This window comes from Robiginitalea rubriflava (genome assembly GCF_052540725.1).
The window spans coordinates 1876391-1900813 of sequence record NZ_CP199309.1; the positions used below are offsets into that span (position 1 = coordinate 1876391).

At 47.9% G+C, this 24423-nt stretch carries 20 protein-coding genes; 7 read left to right on the forward strand and 13 right to left on the reverse strand.

Going from position 1 to position 24423, the window contains the following annotated elements; all coding sequences use genetic code 11:
• Positions 1 to 24: 24 nt before the first annotated feature.
• The 13 genes from ACT6NU_RS08545 to ACT6NU_RS08605 all read right to left on the reverse strand — a co-directional run bounded on the left by ACT6NU_RS08545 (position 25) and on the right by ACT6NU_RS08605 (position 14589).
• On the reverse strand, positions 25 to 531 hold the full coding sequence (locus tag ACT6NU_RS08545; RefSeq protein WP_445381257.1) for a rod shape-determining protein MreD: 507 nt from the start codon (positions 529 to 531) through the stop codon (positions 25 to 27).
• A complete protein-coding gene (gene mreC / locus ACT6NU_RS08550) occupies positions 521 to 1339 on the reverse strand; it encodes a rod shape-determining protein MreC (RefSeq protein WP_445381258.1) in 819 nt (272 codons plus the stop codon). Before mreC ends, ACT6NU_RS08545 begins: the two co-directional genes overlap by 11 nt.
• 52 nt (positions 1340 to 1391) lie before the next feature.
• Entirely contained in the window at positions 1392 to 2420 is a 1029-nt protein-coding gene (locus ACT6NU_RS08555; RefSeq protein WP_445381259.1) for a rod shape-determining protein, read from the reverse strand.
• A gap of 57 nt (positions 2421 to 2477) precedes the next feature.
• The gene (gene purH, locus ACT6NU_RS08560) at positions 2478 to 4010 is read right to left on the reverse strand and encodes a bifunctional phosphoribosylaminoimidazolecarboxamide formyltransferase/IMP cyclohydrolase (protein WP_445381260.1); all 1533 of its coding nucleotides are present in this window, start codon (positions 4008 to 4010) and stop codon (positions 2478 to 2480) included.
• A gap of 89 nt (positions 4011 to 4099) precedes the next feature.
• Entirely contained in the window at positions 4100 to 4552 is a 453-nt protein-coding gene (locus tag ACT6NU_RS08565) for a GAF domain-containing protein (RefSeq protein WP_445381261.1), read from the reverse strand.
• A gap of 116 nt (positions 4553 to 4668) precedes the next feature.
• The gene (gene groL / locus ACT6NU_RS08570; protein ID WP_445381262.1) at positions 4669 to 6303 is read right to left on the reverse strand and encodes a chaperonin GroEL; all 1635 of its coding nucleotides are present in this window, start codon (positions 6301 to 6303) and stop codon (positions 4669 to 4671) included.
• Positions 6304 to 6371: 68 nt separating this feature from the next.
• A complete protein-coding gene (locus ACT6NU_RS08575; protein ID WP_445381263.1) occupies positions 6372 to 6650 on the reverse strand; it encodes a co-chaperone GroES in 279 nt (92 codons plus the stop codon).
• Between the two features lie 141 nt (positions 6651 to 6791).
• Positions 6792 to 7154, reverse strand: coding sequence for a preprotein translocase subunit SecG (gene secG, locus ACT6NU_RS08580; RefSeq protein ID WP_445381264.1), 363 nt, complete (start codon positions 7152 to 7154; stop codon positions 6792 to 6794).
• The gene (locus ACT6NU_RS08585) at positions 7151 to 8083 is read right to left on the reverse strand and encodes a hypothetical protein (protein WP_445381265.1); all 933 of its coding nucleotides are present in this window, start codon (positions 8081 to 8083) and stop codon (positions 7151 to 7153) included. The genes secG and ACT6NU_RS08585 overlap by 4 nt, the downstream gene beginning before the upstream one ends.
• Before the next feature lie 4 nt (positions 8084 to 8087).
• Positions 8088 to 8618, reverse strand: a complete 531-nt coding sequence (locus ACT6NU_RS08590; protein ID WP_445381266.1) for an LptE family protein — start codon at positions 8616 to 8618, stop codon at positions 8088 to 8090.
• 1 nt (position 8619) lies between these two features.
• Entirely contained in the window at positions 8620 to 9885 is a 1266-nt protein-coding gene (locus tag ACT6NU_RS08595) for a sigma-54 interaction domain-containing protein (RefSeq protein ID WP_445381267.1), read from the reverse strand.
• A gap of 3 nt (positions 9886 to 9888) precedes the next feature.
• On the reverse strand, positions 9889 to 11334 hold the full coding sequence (gene miaB / locus ACT6NU_RS08600; RefSeq protein WP_445381268.1) for a tRNA (N6-isopentenyl adenosine(37)-C2)-methylthiotransferase MiaB: 1446 nt from the start codon (positions 11332 to 11334) through the stop codon (positions 9889 to 9891).
• 117 nt (positions 11335 to 11451) lie between these two features.
• The gene (locus ACT6NU_RS08605; RefSeq protein ID WP_445381269.1) at positions 11452 to 14589 is read right to left on the reverse strand and encodes a WD40/YVTN/BNR-like repeat-containing protein; all 3138 of its coding nucleotides are present in this window, start codon (positions 14587 to 14589) and stop codon (positions 11452 to 11454) included.
• Between the two features lie 179 nt (positions 14590 to 14768).
• On the opposite strand from ACT6NU_RS08605, the gene topA reads away from it, so the two are divergent.
• The 7 genes from topA (at position 14769) to ACT6NU_RS08640 (ending at position 24387) form a co-directional block, all read left to right on the forward strand.
• On the forward strand, positions 14769 to 17234 hold the full coding sequence (gene topA / locus ACT6NU_RS08610; RefSeq protein ID WP_445381270.1) for a type I DNA topoisomerase: 2466 nt from the start codon (positions 14769 to 14771) through the stop codon (positions 17232 to 17234).
• Positions 17235 to 17252: 18 nt separating this feature from the next.
• Complete coding sequence (locus tag ACT6NU_RS08615; protein WP_445381271.1) at positions 17253 to 18410, forward strand: formimidoylglutamase; 1158 nt, start codon at positions 17253 to 17255, stop codon at positions 18408 to 18410.
• 115 nt (positions 18411 to 18525) lie between these two features.
• A complete protein-coding gene (gene porK / locus ACT6NU_RS08620) occupies positions 18526 to 19881 on the forward strand; it encodes a type IX secretion system lipoprotein PorK/GldK (protein WP_445381272.1) in 1356 nt (451 codons plus the stop codon).
• An 81-nt stretch (positions 19882 to 19962) separates the two neighbouring features.
• Positions 19963 to 20613, forward strand: a complete 651-nt coding sequence (gene porL / locus ACT6NU_RS08625; RefSeq protein ID WP_445381273.1) for a type IX secretion system motor protein PorL/GldL — start codon at positions 19963 to 19965, stop codon at positions 20611 to 20613.
• 59 nt (positions 20614 to 20672) lie between these two features.
• Positions 20673 to 22238 (forward strand): type IX secretion system motor protein PorM/GldM, encoded by a 1566-nt coding sequence (gene porM / locus ACT6NU_RS08630; protein WP_445381274.1) that lies wholly within the window; start codon positions 20673 to 20675, stop codon positions 22236 to 22238.
• A 78-nt stretch (positions 22239 to 22316) separates the two neighbouring features.
• Positions 22317 to 23219: a type IX secretion system ring protein PorN/GldN gene (gene porN / locus ACT6NU_RS08635; protein ID WP_445381275.1), complete on the forward strand. Its 903-nt coding sequence runs from the start codon at positions 22317 to 22319 to the stop codon at positions 23217 to 23219.
• 103 nt (positions 23220 to 23322) lie between these two features.
• On the forward strand, positions 23323 to 24387 hold the full coding sequence (locus tag ACT6NU_RS08640) for an NAD(P)/FAD-dependent oxidoreductase (RefSeq protein ID WP_445381276.1): 1065 nt from the start codon (positions 23323 to 23325) through the stop codon (positions 24385 to 24387).
• The last annotated feature ends 36 nt before the right edge of the window (positions 24388 to 24423 follow it).

Below are 24423 nucleotides of genomic sequence, written 5' to 3' on the forward strand. Positions count from 1 at the left end.
CCCCTGTCTTGTAATTCTTTAAAACTATTCTTTGCGAACGGCGAATAGGGAGGTCAGCAAAATGGTAAAAATAAAAGTGCTTAGCCCTGTAAAAAGTACCCTTTTCAAAATTAATAGCAAATTAGAGAAACTAAAAATTTCAAGCACAAAGAATACGAGGTGGTGTACCAGTATTAATAACGCCAAAAAGGTGATTTGTTGTACACGGGTGGAATTGGATAACCTGAAATTCTGAAACTCCAGGTTTACCCCGAAAACAAAACGCATCAGCGCAGGTCTGAGGTAAGCTGTCGTAAGGGATGCAGCGGTATGCATGGCCATTGTATCTGAGAAAAGATCAATGCTAAAGCCCAGCGCAAAAGCAATACCCAGCAACAGGGTTCGGTTTTCCTTTACCGGGTACCAGTAAAAGAAGATGATATAGATCATCGGGTTGATGAAACCGAAGATGTTCAGGTTATTAAAAATAAGCACCTGAGCTAGCAGCAGCGCAATAAAGCGAATGGCACCTATGAAATAGTTACTCGTCATTGGCTACTTCAGATTCAAGTTGCAGGATTTCTTCCCGATTGCGGTTTTTGATGATGTAAACTTCCTTAAGGTTGGTCATGTCGTTAAACAACCTTACATCAATATTGTAGAAACTGGCAGACTCCTTGAGTTCAAAATTATCTATTGCCCCAATGGGGATGCCTTCCGGAAAAATGCTCGACATGGCTCCTGTTACTATGGTGTCTCCGATTTGCAGCGGGACCAGCCTGGGGATGTCTTCCAGCTGAACCAGCTGGTAATCTTCCTGATTCCACACCAGGGAACCAAAATAATTGGTATTCTTTATTTTGGCGTTGATATTCGATTTTGAATTGAGGATACTTTGCACAGAGGCGTAGTTGGCACTGCTTTTTTCCACAATACCCAGTATGCCTTTGGAGGTAATCACCCCCATATCCTGTTGAATGCTGTCATTTTTTCCGCGGTTCAGGGTAATGTAGTTGTTGGGTTTGGAATAGCTGTTTTTGATTATTTGTGCCCGCATTACAACATAATCCAAAGCGCTGCTATCCAGGGCTGTACTTTCTTTGAATTCCTTGTTGAACAGCCGTGTGCGGAGGCGTTTATTCTCTTCCAGCAACTTTTTGTTTTCTTCTTTGAGGTTAAAATAGCCGCTGACGGAGAAAGAAGCGTCATAAATGTTGCCGCTCAGCCAGTTTGCAGAATTAAAGTAACGCGCCTGGTGGTAACTGTGGCTTTGAACAGTAAGGATAAGGGAGAGGAACATCAGGAAAGCGTACAGCAGGCTAGTTTTATACCGGAGAATAAAATTTATAATGCGTTGCATGCGCTTGCCCTATTATTTCAGCCGGCAGCTTGCCGGTTAGCTGAAAACGAAATTATTTTATCAGGATACTCTTGTAACGCTCCAGGTTTTTCAGCGCAATACCGGTACCCCTTACTACAGCCCGCAACGGATCTTCCGCAATATAAACAGGCAGGTCTGTTTTTTGGGAAAGCCTTCTGTCTAACCCTCTAAGCATAGACCCTCCGCCGGCAAGGTAAATCCCTGTGTTGTATATGTCTGCTGCCAGTTCAGGCGGGGTCTGGCTGAGTGTTTCCATAACGGCGTCCTCCACCCGGAGTATAGACTTATCCAGGGCCTTGGCTATCTCCAGATAAGAAATAGAAACCTGTTTGGGTTTACCGGTTAGCAGGTCCCGACCCTGAACGGACATTTCATCCGGAGGCGATTGAAGGTCCTCAGTAGCTGAACCGATCTGGATCTTAATATTTTCTGCAGTGCTTTCCCCAACATAAAGGTTGTGCTGGGTTCGCATGTAGTAAATGATATCATTGGTGAAAACATCCCCTGCGATCTTTACGGATTTGTCACAGACAATCCCACCTAGTGCGATCACCGCAATTTCCGTGGTACCGCCCCCTATGTCAACAATCATATTCCCTTTGGGCTGCATGATGTCCAGGCCGATCCCTATGGCAGCCGCCATGGGCTCATGTATCAGATAGACTTCTTTGCCATTAACGCGCTCGGCAGACTCCTTAACAGCCCGCATTTCCACTTCCGTTATTCCCGAAGGAATACAGATTACCATGCGCAATGCAGGGGGAAACCATTTTTTCTTAAGGGCAGGGATATTTTTGATGAACATATTGATCATCTTCTCGGAGGCATCGAAATCTGCAATTACACCGTCTTTGAGCGGTCGGATGGTTTTGATATTCTCGTGTGTTTTCCCCTGCATCATATTGGCCTCCCGGCCAACAGCGATAATCTTCCCGCTGATCCGGTCGCGTGCTACTATGGAGGGGCTGTCCACAACAACCTTATCGTCGTGGATAATGAGGGTATTCGCCGTTCCCAGGTCGATGGCAATTTCCTCAGTCAAGAAATCAAAAAATCCCATTGGTTATTCGTTTGTTTCCCGTTAAACGGGTAAAATTTATCGACAAAAGTAGTAAAATTAATGCTTAAAATGACGGGTGCCGGTGAGTATCATTGCAATTCCGTTTTCATTGCAGAAATCAATGCTCAATTGGTCTTTGATAGAGCCTCCCGGTTGTATGACAGCACTTATTCCACTGCCATGGGCAATCTCCACACAATCCGGAAAAGGGAAAAAAGCATCGCTGGCCATAACGGCCCCGTCCAGGTCAAAATTAAAGCTCCCGGCTTTGTGTATTGCCTGGTTTAGTGCATCCACCCTGGATGTCTGACCCGTCCCACTGGCACAGAGCTGTTTGTTTTTGGCCAGGACAATGGTATTGGATTTGGTGTGCTTGCAAAGTTTAGATGCAAAAAGCAGGTCTTCCAGTTCCCGTTTATCGGGACGCTTTTCAGTTGCGTAATTCAGGTCTTCCTCTGAATCTGTCTTAAGGTCTTTGTCCTGATACAGGATTCCGTTCAGGCAGGTCCGGATCTGGTCTTTTGGAAGCTCTGTTGGTTTTTGAACGAGCAGGATACGGTTCTTTTTCCCTTTGAGGATTTCAAGGGCATCGGCCTCGAAAGCAGGTGCTATGACTACTTCGCAGAACAGCTCGTGTATCTTGGCAGCAGTTTCGGCATCCATGGTGCGGTTACAGATCAGGATGCCCCCGAAGGCAGATACCGGATCTCCGGCCAGGGCGTCGGTATAGGCTTCAGACAGGCTGGAGCGGGTGGCAAGGCCACAGGCATTGTTGTGCTTTAAGATGGCAAATGTGGGGTCGTCTCCGGCAAATTCCTGCATCAGGTTAACCGCTGCGTCTATGTCCAGCAGGTTATTGTAAGAGAGCTCCTTGCCGTGCAACTGCTCAAAGAGGGCATCAAAATCTCCGTAAAAAATACCCTTTTGGTGCGGGTTCTCTCCATACCTGAGGCTTCGCCCTCCGGGCTCGCTTATTTTCAGGGCCGGGATCCCGGCCTTGCGGTTAAAATAATTGAAAATTGCCGCATCGTAGTGTGAAGAAACGTTAAAGGCATTGGCTGCAAAGCCCTGCCGGTCTTCCAGGGAGCTTTCCCCATTTCCTTTTTCAAGTAATTCCAGCAGTTTTCCGTAGTCCTGCATGGTGGCCACACAGAGTACATCTTTATAGTTCTTTGCTGCAGCGCGAATCAGCGAGATTCCCCCTATGTCGATCTTTTCAATGATTTCCTGCTCCCCGGCACCTTCGGCCACTGTTTTTTCAAAGGGGTAGAGGTCTACTATAACAATATCCAGTTCGGGGATTTCATATTCCCGCAATTGTGCCCTGTCATCCTTAAGGTCCCTCCTGCTCAGAATGCCCCCGAAAACTTTTGGGTGCAGTGTTTTTACCCTTCCCCCCAGGATAGACGGGTAACCCGTAACGCTTTCCACAGGGATAACCGGAATATCCAGTTTTCGAATAAAGGCTTCCGTGCCACCGGTGGAGTACAGGGCTATACCCAGCTCATGGAGTTTACGGACAATGGGCTCAAGCCCGTCTTTGTGAAAAACGGAGATAAGGGCGGATTTCGCCTTTTTCTGGGTACTCATAATTGCTTGTTTGATAGGGTTCAGGCAAGCAAATGTACTTTATTTAAGCAAAAAATTCCGGGTGGGTTATCAACAATAGCCCGAAAGTTTTAAAGAATATTACTTACCTCAGCGCAGATAAATTCAAGAAACTCCTCGTCTTCTTTTGTAAAGGGGTCCGGATGGTGTGAATCGATATCTATCTGTCCGATATTCTGACCATTTACAAAGATGGGAACCACAATTTCAGCTTTCACGTCAATGCTGCAGGCGATATAGTTGTCCTGTGCCGCCACATCGGGGACTACAAAGTTCTGGTTGCTCAGGGCAACCTGCCCGCATATCCCTTTGCCAAAAGGGATGATGGTATGGTCTGTGGGGGCTCCGGCATATGGCCCCAGTTTAAGCTCCTCTTTGTCTCCGTTCCTGAAGTAGAAACCTACCCAGTTGTAATAGGAAATATTTTCCCGGAGCAATTCGCAAATACCCTGCAGGCGTTCATTAGACGGTAGCTCTGGGTCCTTAAGGATGGAAGTCACATCCGTTTTCAGTTTCGATAGCATGCTGATATTATTAAGGGTCAAAAGGTACAAAACTCTTACTGCTTTCGACTAATATTAAAAAACAAAAAACCGGCAGGAAGCCCTGCCGGTTTATCTATTAATACACGTAAGCCGTATTACATCATTCCGGGCATTCCACCCCCGCCCATTGGTGGGCCGGCTGGAGGATTGTCCTCTTTGATTTCAGTAAGGGCACATTCTGTGGTCAGGATCATCCCGGCAACAGAAGCTGCATTTTCAAGGGCTATACGGGTTACCTTTTTCGGGTCAATGATACCTGCCTTCATCATGTCTACGTAGGTCTCTGATTTCGCATCAAATCCGAAATCCCCTTTGCCTTCGTGTACCTTGGCAACTACCACCGATCCTTCACCTCCTGCATTTTCCACGATGGTACGCAGTGGGGATTCAATGGCGCGGGCCACAATTTGAAGACCGGTTTCCTCATCGGCATTTTCCACACTCACCTTGGAGAGCACTTTCTTTGCACGTACCAGGGCAACACCCCCTCCGGCAACAATGCCTTCTTCCACAGCGGCACGGGTGGCATGCAGTGCATCGTCTACCCTGTCCTTTTTCTCCTTCATTTCCACTTCGGATGCAGCCCCCACATAGAGAACAGCAACACCTCCGGCCAGTTTGGCCAGGCGCTCCTGAAGTTTTTCCTTGTCGTAGTCTGAGGTGGTAGTCTCGATCTGCGCCTTGATCTGGTTAACTCGGGTTTTGATGTCCTTGGCGGCACCAGCCCCGTTTACGATAGTTGTATTGTCTTTGTCGATACTCACTTTTTCGCAGGTTCCCAGCATATCCAGGGTGGCGTTCTCCAGGGAGAATCCACGCTCTTCTGAAATTACTGTACCTCCGGTCAGGATAGCAATATCTTCCAGCATGGCTTTTCTGCGATCACCAAATCCGGGTGCTTTTACGGCTGCGATCTTAAGGCTTCCCCTTAGTTTGTTTACTACCAGGGTGGCCAGGGCTTCCCCATCAACATCTTCTGCGATGATCAAAAGGGGCTTTCCGGACTGGGCTACAGGTTCAAGAACCGGCAACAGGTCTTTCATGGTAGAAATCTTCTTGTCAAAGATCAGGATATACGGATTCTCCAGATCTGCAACCATTTTTTCTGAATTGGTTACAAAATAAGGCGAGAGGTATCCGCGGTCAAACTGCATTCCTTCAACCACATCCACATAGGTGTCCGTACCTTTAGCTTCTTCCACAGTGATCACCCCTTCTTTTCCAACCTTGTTGAAGGCTTCTGCTATCAACTCCCCGATGGTTTCATCGTTGTTGGCAGAGATAGAGGCAACTTGCTTTATCTTTTCTGAAGAATCGCCGACTTTCTTAGACTGGCTAGACAGGTTCTCTACTATAGCTTCAACAGCCTTGTCAATTCCGCGCTTCAGGTCCATTGGGTTGGCGCCTGCCGCTACGTTCTTCAGGCCTTCTTTTACGATTGCCTGCGCCAGTACAGTTGCAGTAGTAGTCCCGTCTCCGGCCAGGTCGTTGGTCTTGGAGGCAACTTCTTTAACCATCTGGGCGCCCATGTTTTCAAGAGCATCTGCTAATTCAATTTCCTTAGCCACTGTAACCCCGTCTTTGGTTACTACCGGGGCTCCAAAGGATTTGCTGACGATTACGTTACGTCCCTTTGGCCCTAAGGTTACCTTAACGGCATTCGCCAGGGCGTCTACACCCCTTTTCAGGCCGTCACGTGCTTCAATATCAAAAGTTATTTCTTTTGCCATAATTTCACTTGAGTTTTTTAGTTTTTACAGCCGGCTTAGTTTCCGGCCAGAATAATTTTGAGGTGTCTTTATATGATAGCCAGGATATCGCTTTCCCGCATCATCAGATAGTCTCCGCCATCCAGTTTTAATTCAGTCCCGGAATATTTTCCGTACAGGACCGTATCACCAACCTTCACAGTCATCTTCTCATCTTTGGTTCCTGGTCCTACGGCAACAACCTTTCCTTTCTGAGGTTTCTCCTTAGCCGTATCCGGGATATATATTCCCGATGCCGTTTTGGTTTCGGCAGCCATTGGTTCGATAAGAACCCTATCTGCCAATGGTTTGATATTTACTTTAGCCATATTGATTGATTTTATTGGATATTAAAGTTTCGCGATTCAAAAGACAGAAATTGTGCCAAGTCATAAAACCTGACAGTTTGTTAAACAAAAATGCCAGCTTGTCACAAAAGCTGGCATTCATAAGTTTTTTCTCAATGTTATTTACTGAAGTGTGTCTACCGGGCTGCCGTTTTGAGGTGCAGGGGTTTCTTCGGGAATTTCGTCCAGAACTTCAGGAACGTTTTCGATATCATCCTGCTGTAATAATTTGGATTCCGCTTCCTGAAAGTTGCTCTTAAGGGCAACATTGGAAAGCAGGATCAGAACGATAAGCAGAGATGCAAGGGTCCAGGTACTTTTATCCAGGAAATCCCCTGTTTTTTTAACCCCGCCTACTACCTGGTTTCCGCCACCTCCAAAAGAGGAAGACAGCCCTCCACCTTTAGGATTTTGAACCATTACCACCAGCATCAGCAGCAAACAAACTACTATGATCAGGATCAGGAATATTGAAAATGTGCTCATTTCTTTTTATTCGGTTTATCTTGCCGGAGCTTTTCCACGGCTTTAATTTGGTCCGCAAAGAAACCACTTTTTTCCGGATATTTCAAACTTAAAATTCGGTAGGCCTGTACGGCTTTTTTAAATTTTCCCTGCTCGAGATAAACCCGCGCCAGCGTTTCGGTCATCAGCTCGCTTTTATCCAGCTGCAGCGATTCTTTTATGTTGACTTCGGCAACGTTTTTGGAGTCCGGACTAATTTTCGGATTCTCCTCTATAAACTTGTCGATCAGTTCAAATTTGCGTTTTCGGGAAGTAGTTCCGGTTGCCGGAAGGTCTTTTGATTCGGGAGTGGCAGCCGGTTTCCCGCTTTCCTTCTGGGGTTCTTTTTTAAAACTGGTTAACTGCAGCCATTCGGTAAAGGAATGCCGTTCGGATTTGGTAAACTCCAGCGGTTTTCCCAGCTGTAATTCCTTTTCTGCCGCCTTACGCGAAGCTTCAATAGATACATCTATACTGGGGTCTTTGGAACGGAACAGTTTCGGGTCCAGGATCTGGTCTGCCTCCTTGCTGGATCTCGGCAGCGGGCTGTCTTCTTCCTGTTCAACCAGGCTCGTGTCGGTATCCGGGCTCGGGCCCACTTCCTCTGCAAAAGTTTCCTGTTCCTCCAGGGACTGTTTCCCGGAAATGGCATCGGCAATGCTGTTCTGCAGAAAATTTTCAGAAGTGATAAAATCGAAAAGTACTTCCCGGTCTGCGGTACAGGCAGCTGTATATTTCAGCGCCTGATTGTATTTGTAGCTGTTCAGGTTTTTCAGACCTTTAAGGTGCAGGGCCCGTGCGGCCTGAAAGTAGGGATAGGAATGCGCAACTTCCTCCAGCTGCTTTACCAGCAAAGGGCTGTTTACCTTTTCAGGTGTTTGCAGCAGGTTTGTGAAGTCACTTACTTTCATAGGCTTACCAGTCTGCAAGGGATTTGTTAAAAATATCCTGGAGGATACGCTCAAAAATAGCCAGATGGGCCTCATCGCGAACCGCTGCCAATTGGGAAGTGGCCGGATAATCGTAGAAAAACGAAAAGCGCTGCTCGAAATTTACATCCTCCTTGGTATTGTTGTAAAACCGAACATTCACGGCTATGGTAAGCCTGTTTTGTGCTGCCCGTTGTTGTGCGGTGGCCGTCATGGGGGATATCCTGTATTCCACAATTTCCCCCTCGTAGAGGAGGTCCCCGTTGGTCCCCACCAGGTCCAGGCTGGTCTGGCTGTTGATCAGGTCTTGCAGGGCCAGGGTAAAATCCCTGTCAAGGCCGGGGTCAAATACAGAGCCGGGGGTCTGGCTGGCATAGTTCTGGAAATAATTTACCTGGAAGGTTTTAGCGGTGCCAACATCCCCTCCCGTAAAATTATAAACCCCGCAACTGCAGAGCAACAGTGCAGCAAACAGGGAAAAGGCTTTTCGATTTAAGGCCACTCTTTTTAAACTCATATCAGAGGTCGTACTGTTTGATTTTTCGATACAGGGTGCGTTCCGATATCCCCAGTTCGGCGGCAGCGGCCTTTCGTTTTCCCTTGTTGCGCTCCAGGGACTTTGCAATCAGTTCCACTTCCTTCTCCTGTAAAGATAGGGTTTCTTCTTCTTCGATTTCTTCTGCAAAGTGGTACTTGTCTTCCACTACCGGGGACTGGGGCACCCGGATTTCCTTATTGGAAGGGGCTGCCGGTAAAACAGCCACTTCCGGCTGCTCCTCAGTTGCCTCATCATCATCCCCGTAAATTTTGCGGATCAGGTTTTCATTTTCCTCCTGAACCTTTTCACTGTCTTCATGCTTCAGCATTTCCAGGGTGAGTTTTTTCAGGTCATTCAGGTCCGATTTCATATCGAACAGGACCTTGTACAGTATTTCGCGTTCATTGCTGAAATCCCCTTCCTTCCGGCCTTTTTCAATTACGGCTGGGAGGTTCGGGCTTCCTGCATTGGGAAGGTAGGAACGGAGTGTTTCCGCTGAGATGGACCGCTCTTTTTCCAGTACAGAGATTTGTTCCGCTACATTGCGAAGCTGACGGATGTTCCCGGGCCAGCGGTACTGTTGCAGGAGCAAAATGGCATCGTCTTCCAGGCGGATGGTGGGCATTTTGTATTTCTGGCCGAAGTCCGAGGCGAACTTCCGGAACAGCAAATGAATGTCTTCCCGCCGCTCCCTCAGGGCAGGGATATGGATTTCTACTGTGCTTAAACGGTAGAACAAATCTTCCCGGAATTTTTCCTTACGGATGGCTTCCAGCATATTTATATTGGTGGCGGCCACAATACGCACATTGGTCTTTTGTACCTGGGAAGATCCGACTTTCAGGAATTCCCCGTTTTCCAGCACGCGCAACAGCCGAACCTGGGTGGTAAGTGGAAGTTCCCCCACCTCGTCCAGAAAAATCGTTCCGCCATCTGCCACCTCAAAATACCCGCTGCGGGTTTGGGTTGCCCCGGTAAAGGCCCCTTTTTCATGCCCGAATAATTCGCTGTCTATGGTTCCTTCCGGAATGGCCCCGCAGTTGACCGCTATGTATTTGGCGTGTTTTCGGTGGGAAAGCGAATGGATGATCTTGGGTACGGCTTCTTTTCCGACCCCGCTTTCTCCGGTTACTAAAACCGAAATATCTGTGGGGGCTACCTGAATAGCTTTTTCAAGGGCGCGGTTCAGGTGTGTATCATTCCCGATAATCTCAAAACGCTGTTTTATGGCTTGTACCTGCTCCATGGATTACATATTTTGAGAATAACCGACTGCTTTCCCGATAAGCGTTGCCGAGGTGCACTCATGGATTTCAACCATTACGAAATCTCCTACTTTGTACTGTTCTTTTGGAAATACCACCACCGTATTCTGGGTATTTCGGCCCATCCACTGGGCGTCAGATTTTTTGGAAGTCCCTTCAATCAAAACTTCCTCCACCTTCCCGAGGTGTTGCTGGTTCCTCAGGCGGCTGTGTTGCTGCTGCAGTTCGATAATTTCGCGCAGCCGCCTTTTTTTCACGGGCTCCGGGATGTCGTCTTCCAGTTTACGGGCTGCAAGGGTTCCGGGGCGCTGTGAATAGGCAAACATAAAGCCGAAATCGTATTTGACATATTCCATCAGGCTCAGGGTTTGCTGATGGTCTTCTTCGGTTTCCGTTGGAAAACCGGCAATCATATCCTGGCTGATTCCACAATCGGGGATTAGGTCCCGAATAGTATCTATAAGGGCCATATATTCCTCACGGGTATGCAGCCTGTTCATGGCTTTCAATATCCGGTCGCTGCCACTTTGGACTGGCAGGTGGATATAATTGCAGATATTGCGGTGGCGGGCCATGCTTTCGATCACATCAACCGTCATGTCCTGTGGGTTGGAGGTTGAAAAGCGAATACGCATTTTCGGATAAGCCGTGGCAACCTGTTCCAGTAAATTGGCAAAGTTAACCGCGGTAGCCTGCTGAATGGCACTGGCTTTTTCAAAATCTTTTTTCAGGCCGCCCCCGTACCACAAATAACTATCTACATTCTGGCCCAGGAGGGTAACCTCCTTAAATCCCTTTTCCCAAAGCTGTCCCACCTCCTGCAAAATAGACTGAGGGTCCCTGCTGCGTTCCCGCCCCCGGGTAAAGGGCACTACACAAAAGGTACACATATTGTCACAGCCCCTTGTAATGGATACAAAAGCGGTTACCCCATTTGAGTTCAGCCGCACCGGCGCCACATCCCCATAGGTCTCTTCTTTTGACAGGATCACGTTTACGGCCTGCTGGCCCTCGTCCACTTCCCGCACCAGGTTGGGCAGGTCTTTGTAAGCGTCCGGGCCCACTACCATATCTACGATCTGCTCTTCTTCCAGCAACTGGCTCTTGAGGCGCTCGGCCATGCATCCCAGCACACCTACTTTCAGGTTGGGTTTTTCTCGCTTTACAGCATTGAATTTTTCAAGTCGCTTGCGTACGGTTAGTTCCGCCTTTTCCCTGATGGAACAGGTATTTACCAGGATCAGGTCTGCTTCTTCCATTTCCTGGGTCGTGTTAAAGCCTTCCTGTCCCAGGATGGATGCCACTATCTCACTGTCGGAAAAGTTCATCTGACACCCGTAACTCTCTATGTAGAGTTTGCGTTTGTTGTTGTCTTTTCCCCTCAACTCAAGGGCAGTACCCTGCTGTTCTTCGCGTATTGTCTTTTCCATGCCACATGCTTCCCGATACTTGCGGGAGGGCAGCAAAGATAGCACATAAAACAATTATGACAATTTGGCAGGCCCTAAAATTTTGTAAAAATCGGGTCTGTAAAAGATATGCCTGACTTAATGAGCCGATATCATTGGAATACCCGCATCCTGCACCCTTTTGTTGATTTTATCAACTTCGCTTGCCAGCAAGGTGTCCAGCGCATCCAGTTCCCGTTGCAATTCCTTTTTGATTTCACCGAAAAAGGCGAGGGACTGCTCAGTAGGGGGGTAATCCCCGCGCTGTGAATCGGCCAGCAGGAATGCCAGGCGGTTATTTATGCGGATACCGTAGTTCAGCGGATCCTGACGGCTTTGATTTTTGGTCATATGGATGTTGTTTTCAATGGTCTCGAGCTTTTCTTCAAAGGCTGTGGCCATTTCCAGCAATTCGGGTTTTTCGCTTGCTTTCTCCTTCAGGTATTTCAGGTCTTTTTCCACTTTCCGAATACGGACAATGGCGCTGTTGGCGCGGCTTACTTCGTTCCTAACGGCAATCAGGAAATCGAATTGTTTTTGAAAATCGGCCATTGTGTTGGGTAGTCTCGGGTCTTTTTCAACACTAAGAGAAGCCTCGCTTACCTGGCCGTTATAGCTAAGGCGTACCTTGTAATCCCCTGGTACGGCTTTTGGCCCGTTATTGGGTGAAGAATACAGTACCATCCCTTCAAAACTTAAGAACCCGGGGTAGCGCAAATCCCATACAAACCGGTTGCCACCACTTTTGACCTTTATAGGTTCGGCTGCATCGGGTTGGTGTTTTTGCGCTTTGGCCTTGTTGCTGAATTTGCGGATGCTGCTGCCATTGGCCTGTAGTATTTCAAGTTCAACGGTATCCGTGTCTGCCAGTTTTCCGATGTAAAAATTAATGATGGCCCCATTCGGGTGGTTGCTGCCTTCTTTGAGGCTGTCCGGGATTCCCCAGCCGGATTGCTGCATTCTGTAAGCCCTGTCCGGTTTGTAGAGGAAAAATGTACTGTTTTTTACTTCTGCTGATAATTGATGCAGGGGAGTCAGGTCGTCTATCATCCAGAAACTCCTACCGTGGGTTGCTGCAATCAGGTCATTATCCCTCACATGCAGGTCTCTGATGGAAGTTATGGGGAGGTTCAGTTGGAAAGGGCTCCAGCTTTCCCCATCGTCGAAGGAGAGGTACATCCCCCATTCGGTCCCTGCATACAGCAGGCCTTCGCGAACTTTATCCGAACGAATGGCCCTGGTGTAATAATTTTCAGGAATCCCGGAAGTGATCAGTTTCCAGCTTTTTCCATAGTCGTCCGTTTTATAGAGGTAAGGGGTATAATCCCCGAACTTGTAGGAAGTAGCAGCCACATAGGCTGTTCCCTTTTTAAAAGGACTGGCGTCTATACAATTAATCATATTCAGTTTGGGGGATAGTGAAGCGGCCGGAGTAACATTTTCCCAGCTTGTACCGTTGTCCCTGCTGATGTGTATGAGTCCATCGTCGCTGCCGGTCCAGATAACCCCTTCTTCCAAGGGCGATTCGGCAATGGCAAAAAGGTTTGCATAGAACTCGGCCCCTGTATTGTCTTGTGTAATGGGCCCTCCGGAAGACTTGATCGTTTCGGGCAGGCCGCGGCTGAGGTCTGGTGAAATAACCTCCCAGCTCTGTCCGCCATTGGTGGTGGCATGCAGGTAGTTGGAGCCGGCGTAGAGCTTTTTGGGATTGTGGATGCTGAAGGCGATAGGGAAATTCCAGTTAAAACGGTATTTCATGACTTCAACTCCGGAGCCCGCCGGGTTATCCGGCCATATATTTACGGAACGGGTTTGCCCCAGCCTGTGGTCCTCCATCATCATATAGCCTTTGTAGGTTCCTCCGTAGACGATCTCATTGTTCAGGGGGTCCGGTGCCAGGTGGGCACTTTCGCCTCCTGCAGTGGGTTCCCAATCCTGTTCTGTAATCGCATTGCTATTGGTCCGGTGTGCTATGCGTACGGTGGAATTGTCCTGCTGGGCCCCATAGATCCGATAGGGGAACTGATTGTCTGTGGTTACCCGGTAGAACTGGGCCGTTGGCTGGTTGTAGTAGGTAGACCAGTTATTGCCCCCATCATTGGAAACCTGGGCACCCCCGTCATCGGCGATGACCATCCGCTGGTTGTTAAGCGGGTCTATCCAGAGGTCGTGATGGTCTCCGTGAGGAGCATTTTTAAGTTCAAAGGTTTTACCCCCGTCGGAGGAAACCCCGTAACTTACATTCATTACATATACCTTGTCTTCATTCTGTGTATCTGCATAGATGCGGCTGTAATACCAAGCCCTTTGCCTCAGGGCCCGGTTTTCGTTTACCTTGGCCCAGGTTTTTCCCCCGTCGTCTGAGCGAAATACGCCCCCCTCTGCAGCCTCAATGATTACCCAAATCCTTTCGGAATTCACAGGGGATACGGCAATACCTGAGATGCCCCATGGAAAGCCCGGCAGCCCTTTGCGCTCCGAAATATCAGTCCAGTTGTCACCCCCGTCCGTGCTTTTGAACAGGCGGCTGTCTGGCCCCCCGCTATCCATTCGGTAGCCATTGCGCTTCATCTGCCAGGTGGAGGCATACAGTACCCGCGGGTTGTTCGGGTCCAGGATGAGGTCTCCCGCACCTGCCTTATCACTGATGTAGAGTATACGTTCCCAGTTTTGCCCCCCGTCCGTGGAGCGATAAACCCCCCGGGTTTCATTCGGAATCCACAGGTTTCCGATAGCGGCAACATAAACCGTATTGGGATCTTTTGGATGGATGCGGATCCTGGCTATGTGTTCGGAGCCTTTAAGGCCTATAAATTGCCATGTCTTCCCCCCGTCCATGCTTTTCCAAAGGCCATTTCCCGAAGAGACATTTCCCCTGAGGGTCTGTTCCCCTTCCCCTACGTATATTATATTGGGATCCGATTGGGATACGGCAACCGCCCCGATGGAGCCCCCAAAAAAGCCATCGGAAATACATTCCCAGCTACTTCCGGCATCTTCGGTTTTCCAGACGCCTCCTCCGGCGGTTCCCATGTAATAAAGGTTAGGATTGCCTACTACTCCGCAGACTGTCCCGGCACGCCCTCCCCGGAAGGGGCCAACCAAACGCCATTCCATTCCATTATAGAGGGTCTGGTCAAAACTGTTAGAGGGCTTTTTCGATTTTCGCTGCCCCTGCATATTCAGGGGGATCAACAATAGTAATAGAAAAATTAAAAGGGGATGGGTCGGTTTCATTTCCGTTGGTTTAATCCTTTAAAAATAAGGAATATTTTTAGCCCGGAATATACAATTATGCAAAAGTGAAAAAGTGGGGAAAAGGCTATGTGAATTCTATTCTGGTCCGGACAACTGCAAAGAGGTTGCAGAAGTAAATAAAAAAATTGACCTACTTTTGTGATCCAAAATTCACATGAATGGCAAAAAATCTGGTAATAGTAGAATCGCCGGCCAAGGCAAAAACCATTGAACGCTTCCTCGGGAAGGATTACAAGGTCACTTCGAGTTTTGGCCATATTGCCGATTTGCCCTCCAAGGAGCTTGGGGTGGATGTTGATAATGACTTCGCCCCCAAATACATTGTGGATAAGGAAAAGAAAGCCCTTGTCAAAAAACTCAGGGACCTGGCATCCAAAGCTGAGACTATCTGGCTGGCCAGTGATGAGGACCGGGAAGGGGAAGCCATCTCATGGCATTTGGCCGAAACCCTGAACCTGGATAAAAACAAAACCAGGCGGATTGTATTTAATTCCATTACAAAATCCGCCATTCAGAAGGCTATTGAAAACCCCAGGGCCATCAATTACGATTTAGTTAATGCACAGCAGGCCAGGAGGATCCTGGACCGGCTGGTAGGCTATGAACTTTCTCCCGTGCTATGGAAAAAGATAAAGCCGGGCCTCTCCGCCGGCCGGGTGCAATCTGTGGCCGTTAGGCTCATTGTAGAACGGGAGCGCGATATTGAAGCATTTTCCCCCGAAAGTAGTTTTAAGGTGGCTGCCGAATTCCAAACCAGTTCCGGCACCGGATTTACCGCCAAATTGCTTAAGAGTTTCGACAGTGCCAAGCAGGCCCGTGCATTCCTCGAAAGCGTTAGCCCGGCCCAATTCAGTGTGGATAGCCTGGATACCAAACCGGCAACCAAATCTCCGGCACCCCCCTTTACAACATCAACCCTGCAGCAGGAAGCCTCCCGAAAACTGTATTTCTCTGTATCGAGAACCATGCAGGTTGCCCAGCGCCTTTATGAGGCGGGGCTTATAACCTATATGCGTACCGATAGCGTCAATCTGTCCGGAGAAGCCATTACCGCAGCAAAGAATACAATTGTGGACCAATTTGGCGAGCAATACAGTAAAGTCCGCAAGTTCAGTTCAAAATCCAAGGGGGCACAGGAGGCACACGAGGCCATCCGGCCTACGGATATGAATCTGCAAAATCCAAACCTGGAGCGGGATCAGGCCAGGTTATATGAATTGATCCGGATGCGGACCCTCGCTTCCCAGATGAGCGATGCCAAACTGGAAAGAACCAACGTTAAAATTAAAAATGACCAGCAGGGAGACCTCTTTAGTGCCAATGGGGAGGTCATCAAATTTGATGGATTCTTAAAAGTATACCTGGAAGGTAAGGATGAAGAGGACCTGGAAGAACAGGACGGAATGCTCCCGGCCATGAAAGAAGGGGAAGTCCTCAAAGTCAGGAATATTTCCGCAACCCAGCGGTTTACCCGCCCTCCTTACCGATTTACGGAAGCTTCCCTGGTTAAGAAACTGGAGGAACTCGGCATCGGACGACCTTCTACCTATGCCCCAACCATCTCCACCATTCAGAACAGGGGTTATGTGGAAAAGGGTAGTGTAGACGGTCAACAGCGCGATTATCTCCAATTTATACTGGAAGACCAGAAAATAAATGAGAAAAAGCTCACAGAAACGGTGGGTTCCGATAAGGGGAAACTGGTTCCTACGGATATCGGCATGATTGTAACAGACTTTTTGGTAAGCCACTTCGCCAATATCCTGGATTACAATTTCACGGCTAAGGTGGAAAAAGACTTCGATGATATTGCAACCGGGGAGGAAGACTGGCAGGAGGTCCTGAGGGATTTTTATAAAGGTTTTCACCCAAGGGTGGAAGACGTGGAAGAAAACGCAGACCGTGCCAGCGGCGAACGGGTACTGGGGAAAGACCCCAAGACGGGGCGTCAGGTTTCCGTACGCCTGGGTCGTTTCGGGCCCATGGTGCAGATCGGGACTGCAGAGGAAGAGGAAAAACCACAGTTTGCCAGCCTGCTTCCCGACCAGTCACTCAGTACGATTACCTATGAAGAAGCTATGGAACTCTTCAAGTTACCCAGAAAACTGGGGACCTTTGAGGGGGATGAGGTGGAAGCCAATGTGGGGCGCTACGGACCCTATGTACGCTACGGAAAGAAATTTGTTTCACTTGATCCGGGAGAGGGCGTTTTTGATGTGGACCTCGAGCGCGCAATTGAGCTGATCCGGGCAAAGAAAAAGGCAGATGCACCCATTGCCAACTACGAGGGTAAAGACGTTACCAAAGGCAAAGGACGCTTCGGACCTTTTATCAAATGGGACGGTATGTTTATCAATGTCAGTAAGAAATACGATTTTGACAACCTGAGCAAGGAAGATATCAGCACCCTGATAGAGGAGAAGAAAAAAAAGGAGGCGGAAAAACTGGTTCGGGAATGGCCCGATAAAAACATACGCATAGAAAAGGCCCGCTGGGGCAGGCACACCTTAATAAAGGGCAAGACCAAGGTGAACCTGGCCAAAGAACAGGATCCTCAGGAGCTCACCCTGGAACAGGCTGAAGAACTTCTGGCTCAAAAGAAACCGACTAAAAAATCCAAATAGCAATACGGCAGCTCAATTATGGCTTTCGATTTTCTAAAACCCGTTTCCCAGAAAGTTTTGGCACATACCGAACTGCTACCGCCACAGGCGTTGGGTCACAGTATTTATAAGCATACAGAACAGGAAGGCTTGCCGGTACTTGCGGGAGCCACTTTTGCAATACTGGGGGTTTTGGAATCGCGCAATGCCTTTGTAAAAAAGACCTCCCGCCTCAACCTGGACGAAATCCGCATTCAGTTGTATAAATTGATGCAGGGGAACTGGGAACAGGGGATCCTGGATTTGGGGGATATCGAGGAAGGGGAGACTGTAAAGGATACTTATTTTGTGGTACGCGAAATAATCGCCGGGCTGCTGGAGGAAAATATCATCCCGGTAATCATCGGGGCCACTCAGGATATCACCTATCCTGTATATCGCGCATTTGACGGGATACAGGACATGGTGAATCTGGTTTCCGTAGACAGTCGTTTTGATTTTGGGGCCGATGAGGAACTCATTTCTTCCAATTCCTATATGAGCCGTATCATTACGGATAAACCCAATAACTTATTCAATTTTACCAATATTGGCTACCAGAGTTATTTCAATGCCCAGGAGGAAATTGATTTGATGGAGCGCCTTTTTTTCGATGCCTACCGGCTTGGGGAGATTGCTTCAGACATTACCCTTGCGGAACCGGCCCTGAGAAATGCCCACCTGCTAAGCCTGGATGCGCGGGCTATCCGGGCCAGTGAGATGGGGATGCACGAGGCTTTTTCACCAAACGGCTTTACAGGCAGGGAAATCTGTGCCATTACCCGTTATGCGGGAATGGGGGAGGACATCTCCGTTTTGGGTATTTTCGAAATTGAGAACAACATGCAGTCTTACCAGCTCGTGGCCCAGATGATCTGGTATTTTATGGAGGGTCATAACTTCCGAGTAGACGAATCCCCTTCCGATTCCCACCCCGATTTTACTAAATATATCGTTCCTTGTGACAGCGAGGAATTAGTCTTCTATAAAAGCGCCCTCACCAGCAGATGGTGGGTAGAGGTTCCCAACCTGATCAGTGCGCATACTAAATCCAATTCAGCTGCGTTATTACCTTGCACCGAGAAGGACTATCTGGACGCCTGCGATCAGAATATTCCGGAAAGGTGGTTTAAGGCCTACAAGAAAGGTTTTAACTAAACCAATTTATTTGCACCAGATAAAGGGTATTGTACAATAAATTATTCAATTTTCAGTTTTAGTGAATAATCATTGATAGTATCGTTTACAGTCTTAATTGAAATTAACCTAAAGTATGAAGAAGCTATTGTTATCATCTATAGCGTTTGTTTTTTTGCTCAGCAGCTGTGGTTCCAAATCCAAGGGGGAACTGGTAGGCGTGCAGGGAAAAAAATGGTACCCGGAAAAACCTTATGGGATGGAATTGATCCCAAGAGGTGCTTTTATTATGGGTAAGAGTGAAGAAGACATGGCACAAGTTCTCAATGCCCCTACCAAAACGGTTACCGTACGTTCCTTTTATATGGATGACACCGAGATCACCAATAGTGAGTACCGGCAGTTTGTGGAGTGGGTAAAGGATTCTGTTGTGCGCACCAGACTGGCCATTTTGGCCGATGAGCTGGGCCTGGGTCCGGAAGATGACGGAATCGGGCTTTATGCATTTAATGATGCAGATACAGCCAACCTTTCTGTTTATGACAAATACATGCTGGACAATTACGCCGGGATGGGAGATGACTATTACGAGGGCCGCGCCTTAAACAAGGATGAGGACCTGGTTTGGGAGACTTCGGATTATCCGGACGAATACTACGCTGAGGTAATGGATTCCATGTACCTGCCGGAGGAAGAGTCTTACAACGGACAGCGTACCATAGACGTAAACAAATTAAAGTACAAGTACAACTGGATGGATATCGAGTCTGCCGCGCGCTCCAAAAACGGACGCCGCAAAGATTTTATCATTCAGGAAGAAACCCTGATATATCCGGATACCACTGTTTGGATCCGGGACTTTGAGTACTCTTACAATGAACCCATGCACAACGATTACTTCTGGCATGATGCCTATAGTGATTATCCGGTTGTGGGGGTTTCCTGGAGCCAGGCGAAAGCCTTCTGCCACTGGAGGACCAAATTCAAGAATGACGATCAGCGCGATCGCGGGAAGCAGTTTGTTAACCAGTTCCGTCTGCCCACAGAGGCGGAGTGGGAATACGCAGCCCGTGGAGGGATCGAAGGGGGAACCTACCCCTGGGGAGGCCCTTATGTGATCAGCGATACAGGTTGTTTTATGGCCAACTTTAAACCCCAACGGGGAGATTATGCCGCCGATGCCGCAATGTATACGGTAGAAGCGAAATCTTATGAGCCAAACGATTTTAACCTGTACAATATGGCCGGAAATGTTTCGGAATGGACTAACTCCAGTTATTACCCTGGTTCCTACGAATACGCTTCCACCATGAACCCTAATGCAGATTCTAAGGACAACAACCGAAAAGTGATCCGCGGAGGATCCTGGAAGGATGTGGCTTATTTCCTGCAGGTGAGTACACGAGATTACGAATACAAGGATTCCGCGAGGAGCTATATAGGCTTCCGCACGGTGCAGGACTACATGGGTGAAGAAGATTCAACTCAGTAATAACAGGCCCTGGCCAACTAAACAGATCAAACGTTAACCAAATACTTATTATTAACTTTAACCTAAATTAAATTTCAAATTATGGCACAGTCTAAATCAACTAAAAAGCTCTTTAACATGGCCTACGGCCTGGGTGCTTCGGTGGTGATCATCGGGGCGTTGTTTAAAATCCTTCACTGGGAATTTGGACCCCTTACAGGAGGTTTGTTACTCGCGGTAGGTCTTATTACAGAGGCCCTTATTTTCGCGATCAGCGCCTTTGAACCGGTAGACGACGAATTCGATTGGTCACTGGTGTATCCGGAATTAGCCGGAGGAGAGAAGAGCAACAAAAAGAATGCTGCTCAGGAAGCCAAAGAAGCAGAAGGACTGCTTTCCAAAAAACTTGATGAACTGCTTAAGGAAGCCAATATTGACGCTTCCCTGTTCAACAGTCTGGGAGAAAGTATCCGGAACTTCGAAGGAGCTGCCAAGGGAATTGCCCCTACAGCCGATGCTATTGAGCACACCAAGAAATATTCCGAGGAACTGTCTCAGGCAGCTTCTCAAATGGAATCATTAAACAGCCTTTACAAAGTTCAACTGGAGAGCGCCAGCCGTCAGGCTTCCATCAATGAGGAAGTAGTACAGAATGCCGGTGCCCTTAAAGACCAAATGGAGTCTCTGGCCAGTAACCTTTCTTCCCTGAACGGGGTTTACGGAGGTATGCTGACCGCAATGAACAGAAACTAAAGGCGTCATTGTTCTAGTATTCCCAAATTAAAGTAACTATTAACAACTAATTAGAAACAATGGCATCAGGAAAACAAACACCACGTCAGAAGATGATCAATTTGATGTATTTGATCTTCATCGCTATGCTGGCGTTAAATATGAGCAAGGAAGTTCTTGCTGCTTTCGGTCTTATGAACGAAAAGTTTGAAGCTTCCAATTCCAAGGCTACAGAGAGCAACAATGCGTTTCTGGCCAGCCTGGAGACTAAGGCGGAAGAAGATGCAGCTAAGTATGCGGAGCTGTACCAGGACGCCCAAAAAATCAAGCAACTTTCCCAGGAGTACTTTACCTACCTGGAAGAATTGAAAGATTTCATGACCAAGGATATTGAAGATCCTACGGATTACCAGGTCATGGATAAGTCCGATTACCTGGACCAGAAATTCTTTCAGGGAGACAACCTGGCTCCGGAAGGAAAGGAGTTTATGAAGCGTATCAATGATTACCGTACTTCTGTAATCGCTATTCTTGGGGATGACTTCCCGGAAGTGAAAGAAACCGTGGAAACACGTTTTAAAACAGGAGATGAAAACGGAAAGGTTGAACGTCGGGATGGCGTAAAGGTAGACTGGATTAACTATAATTATGAAGGTTTCCCACTGATCGCTTCCCTTACCAAGCTTACAGCTTTGCAGTCCGATATCAAGGCAACCGAAGAGGCCGCTTTGAAATCCATGCTGCAGGGAGAGCTGACTTCTCAGGTATCCCTGACAAACTTCTCTACTATGCTAGATACGGAAAGAAATGCTTTTTATTCTGGCGAGAAATTTGAAGGAAGTATTGTCCTTGGAAAAACGGATAAATCTGCCAAGCCGGTTAAGGCTGAGCTGACTCTGGACGGACGCAAACTAAGCGAAGGAAAGGATTATCAGTTAAAAGAAGGCGGTGTAGAGTTGCTGATTGGAGCGGGGAGCCCCGGAGATCACCAGATTGCCGGAACCCTGATCTATATGCAGGATGGGCAAGAGACCGAAGTTCCTGTAAAGAATGGTTTCTCTACTATCCCAAGGCCGAACGCTGCAGTTATCTCTGCGGATAAAATGAATGTTGTTTACCGTGGCGTAGCGAATCCAATGACCATCTCAATGCCCGGAGTACCTGACAATAAAGTTAGTGCGTCAGCTCCTGGCCTGTCAAAACGCGCTGGTAGTAATTATATTATGAATCCTGGTAAAGGACGCGAGGTTACCATTAATGTTACTGGAACTATTGATGGAAAGTCCTTCCCGTCTAAACAAACATTCCGTATCAAAGACATCCCAAGGCCTTCCGGAGCAATCCGAGGGGAAACAGGAAGTGTTAAGATGCCGAAGAAGAACCTGGAGATTTCTACCATCAGTGCCGTGCTGGAAGACTTTGACTTTGACCTGAACCTTGCGGTGAGCGGATTCAAAATCAAGGTACCCGGACAGCCTACGGTAAGTGTGAATGGAAATAAACTGGATGCAAGGGCCAAGTCTGCTCTGAGAAGAGCCGGCAGAGGCGATGCGGTTCAGATATTTGATATCGAAGCGTATATCAGTAACAACAAGAGTTATAAGTTGAAGAAGGTATCCCCGGTTATTATCGAGGTTACTAATTAGAAAGTGCAAAGTAAATTCCGGTGCGGTTGAACAGCTGTTCGCTGCACCGGCATTTAATCAGACTAATAAATTAATACAATGAATTGGAAAAATGTTTTAGTAGTCGGCTTCGTAGGAATGCTGCCTTTTACCGGTCTGTCACAGGCTAATATCCTGAACGCAAAAAAGCCGGAGCAAATTGGAGAGCGAACGGAAGACCAGAAGGCCATTGATAATGATGTGCCCCTGGACTACGGCTATGTGGATGATCGCGACATACTGTGGTCTACAACGATCTGGGAGGTCATAGACCTGGACGAGCGGGTGAATTTCCCCCTCTATTACCCGATCGATACGGTAGATATCAGTGCAAACCGCAGATCGCTTTACGACGTACTGATCAAGAATATGCGTAATGGCAATCTTACAGACGTTTATGCGGACAGTTACTTTACTGAGAAAAGGACTCTGGACGATCTGAAAGACGCCCTCAAGAAGGTGGATACCACCGACCTCGGATATGAGCAATACAACGCAGGCGAGGAAATTTCCCCGGAATTTATTAACCAGAGGGAACTTACCGCTGCGGATATTGAGGAATATCACATTAAAGGAATCTGGTATTTTGACAAGCGGCAGGGAGAATTGAAGTATCGTTTACTAGGGATCGCCCCGGTGGCCCCGGACGTAAACTTTATCGATGATGAGACCATGTCCTTTGAGGATGCCAAAGTAGAACTCTTCTGGGTTTGGTTCCCAAGCGCCAGGAATATCCTGCATGAAGCCAAGGTTTTCAACCAGCGGAATTCGGCCCAGCCGATATCCTTTGACATGCTGTTGAATGCCAGGCGATTCAATGCGGTGATCTATAAAGAGGAAAACGTTCACGGAGATCGTGAGATTAAAGATTACATTGCAGATAATGCACTCTTCCAGTTACTGGAAGCCAAGCGGATCAAGGAGTCTATCCGGGATCGCGAACAAGATATGTGGGCCTATTAAGGACCTGCAATTTCCAATTCTTTAATAAATAAGGGCCCGGGCAATACTGTCCGGGCCCTTTTATTATGGCTGTTTTCCAGAGATAGTTACCTACCTTTGCGGCATGCTGGATACAATTGTTGTCGGTTCGGGTTTGGCAGGCTCAGCTTTTGCACTTAAAATGCTGGAGGAAGGGGCTGAGGTAATGGTTTTTGAAAACGGTTCTCAGCGGGCCTCCAAAGTTGCTGCAGGCTTGTACAATCCTGTGGTCTTAAAACGCTTCAACATGACCTGGCAGGGGCAGTTACTCATGCAGACGTCCCTTCCCTATTACCGAAAATATGAAGCCATCCTTGGGCTGCAACTCCTTGAAGAGCTCAGAATATTTCGCCGCCTGGCTTCCGTGGAAGAACAAAATACCTGGGTTACAGCCAGCGACCAGCCGGGTTTATCCGAATTCCTGAACCCCAAATGCCTTCCAAACACGAACCCGCATATAGATGCCCCCTTTGGTTTTGGGGAATTGCAGGGATGTGGGCGCTTGCATACTACTGCTTTTTTGACGGCCTTCAGGAAATTAATGAAAGACAGCGCATGCTTCAGGGAAGAGCGTTTCGATCATAAACAGCTGCAGATAAACGGGGATACCCTCTCATATAAGGATATTAAAGCGAGGCATATCGTTTTTTGTGAGGGCTTCGGGATGCGGCAGAACCCTTACTTCAGCTATCTTCCGCTGCAGGGAACCAAAGGGGAATACCTGATTATTGAAGCTCCGGATTTAAAAGAGCCTGCGGCAATCAAGGCAGGTATGTTCCTGCTCCCTCTGGGGGATGACCGCTATCAGTTTGGAGCCACCTACAATTGGAAAGACCAAAACCCGGAACCGGGCAAAGCAGCACGTGAGGAGTTGCTCCTAAAGCTGGAAAAACTAATTAGCTGTGATTACAAGATTGTGGAGCAGACCGCAGGGATCCGGCCAACAGTTGCAGACCGGAGGCCACTGGCGGGGCGGCATCCGGAACACCATAATTTATACACCTTAAACGGTTTTGGTTCCAGGGGAGTGCTCCTGGCTCCCTATGCATCCCAGGCACTTTTCGATTTGATACACAAGGGGGAAAACCTGCCTCCGGAAATGGATATCAGCCGCTTTGAAAAGCATTACGCAAAAACCACAAAATCATAATTTAAGGCTGAGGTTTATTTTCCACTTAATTTTTCA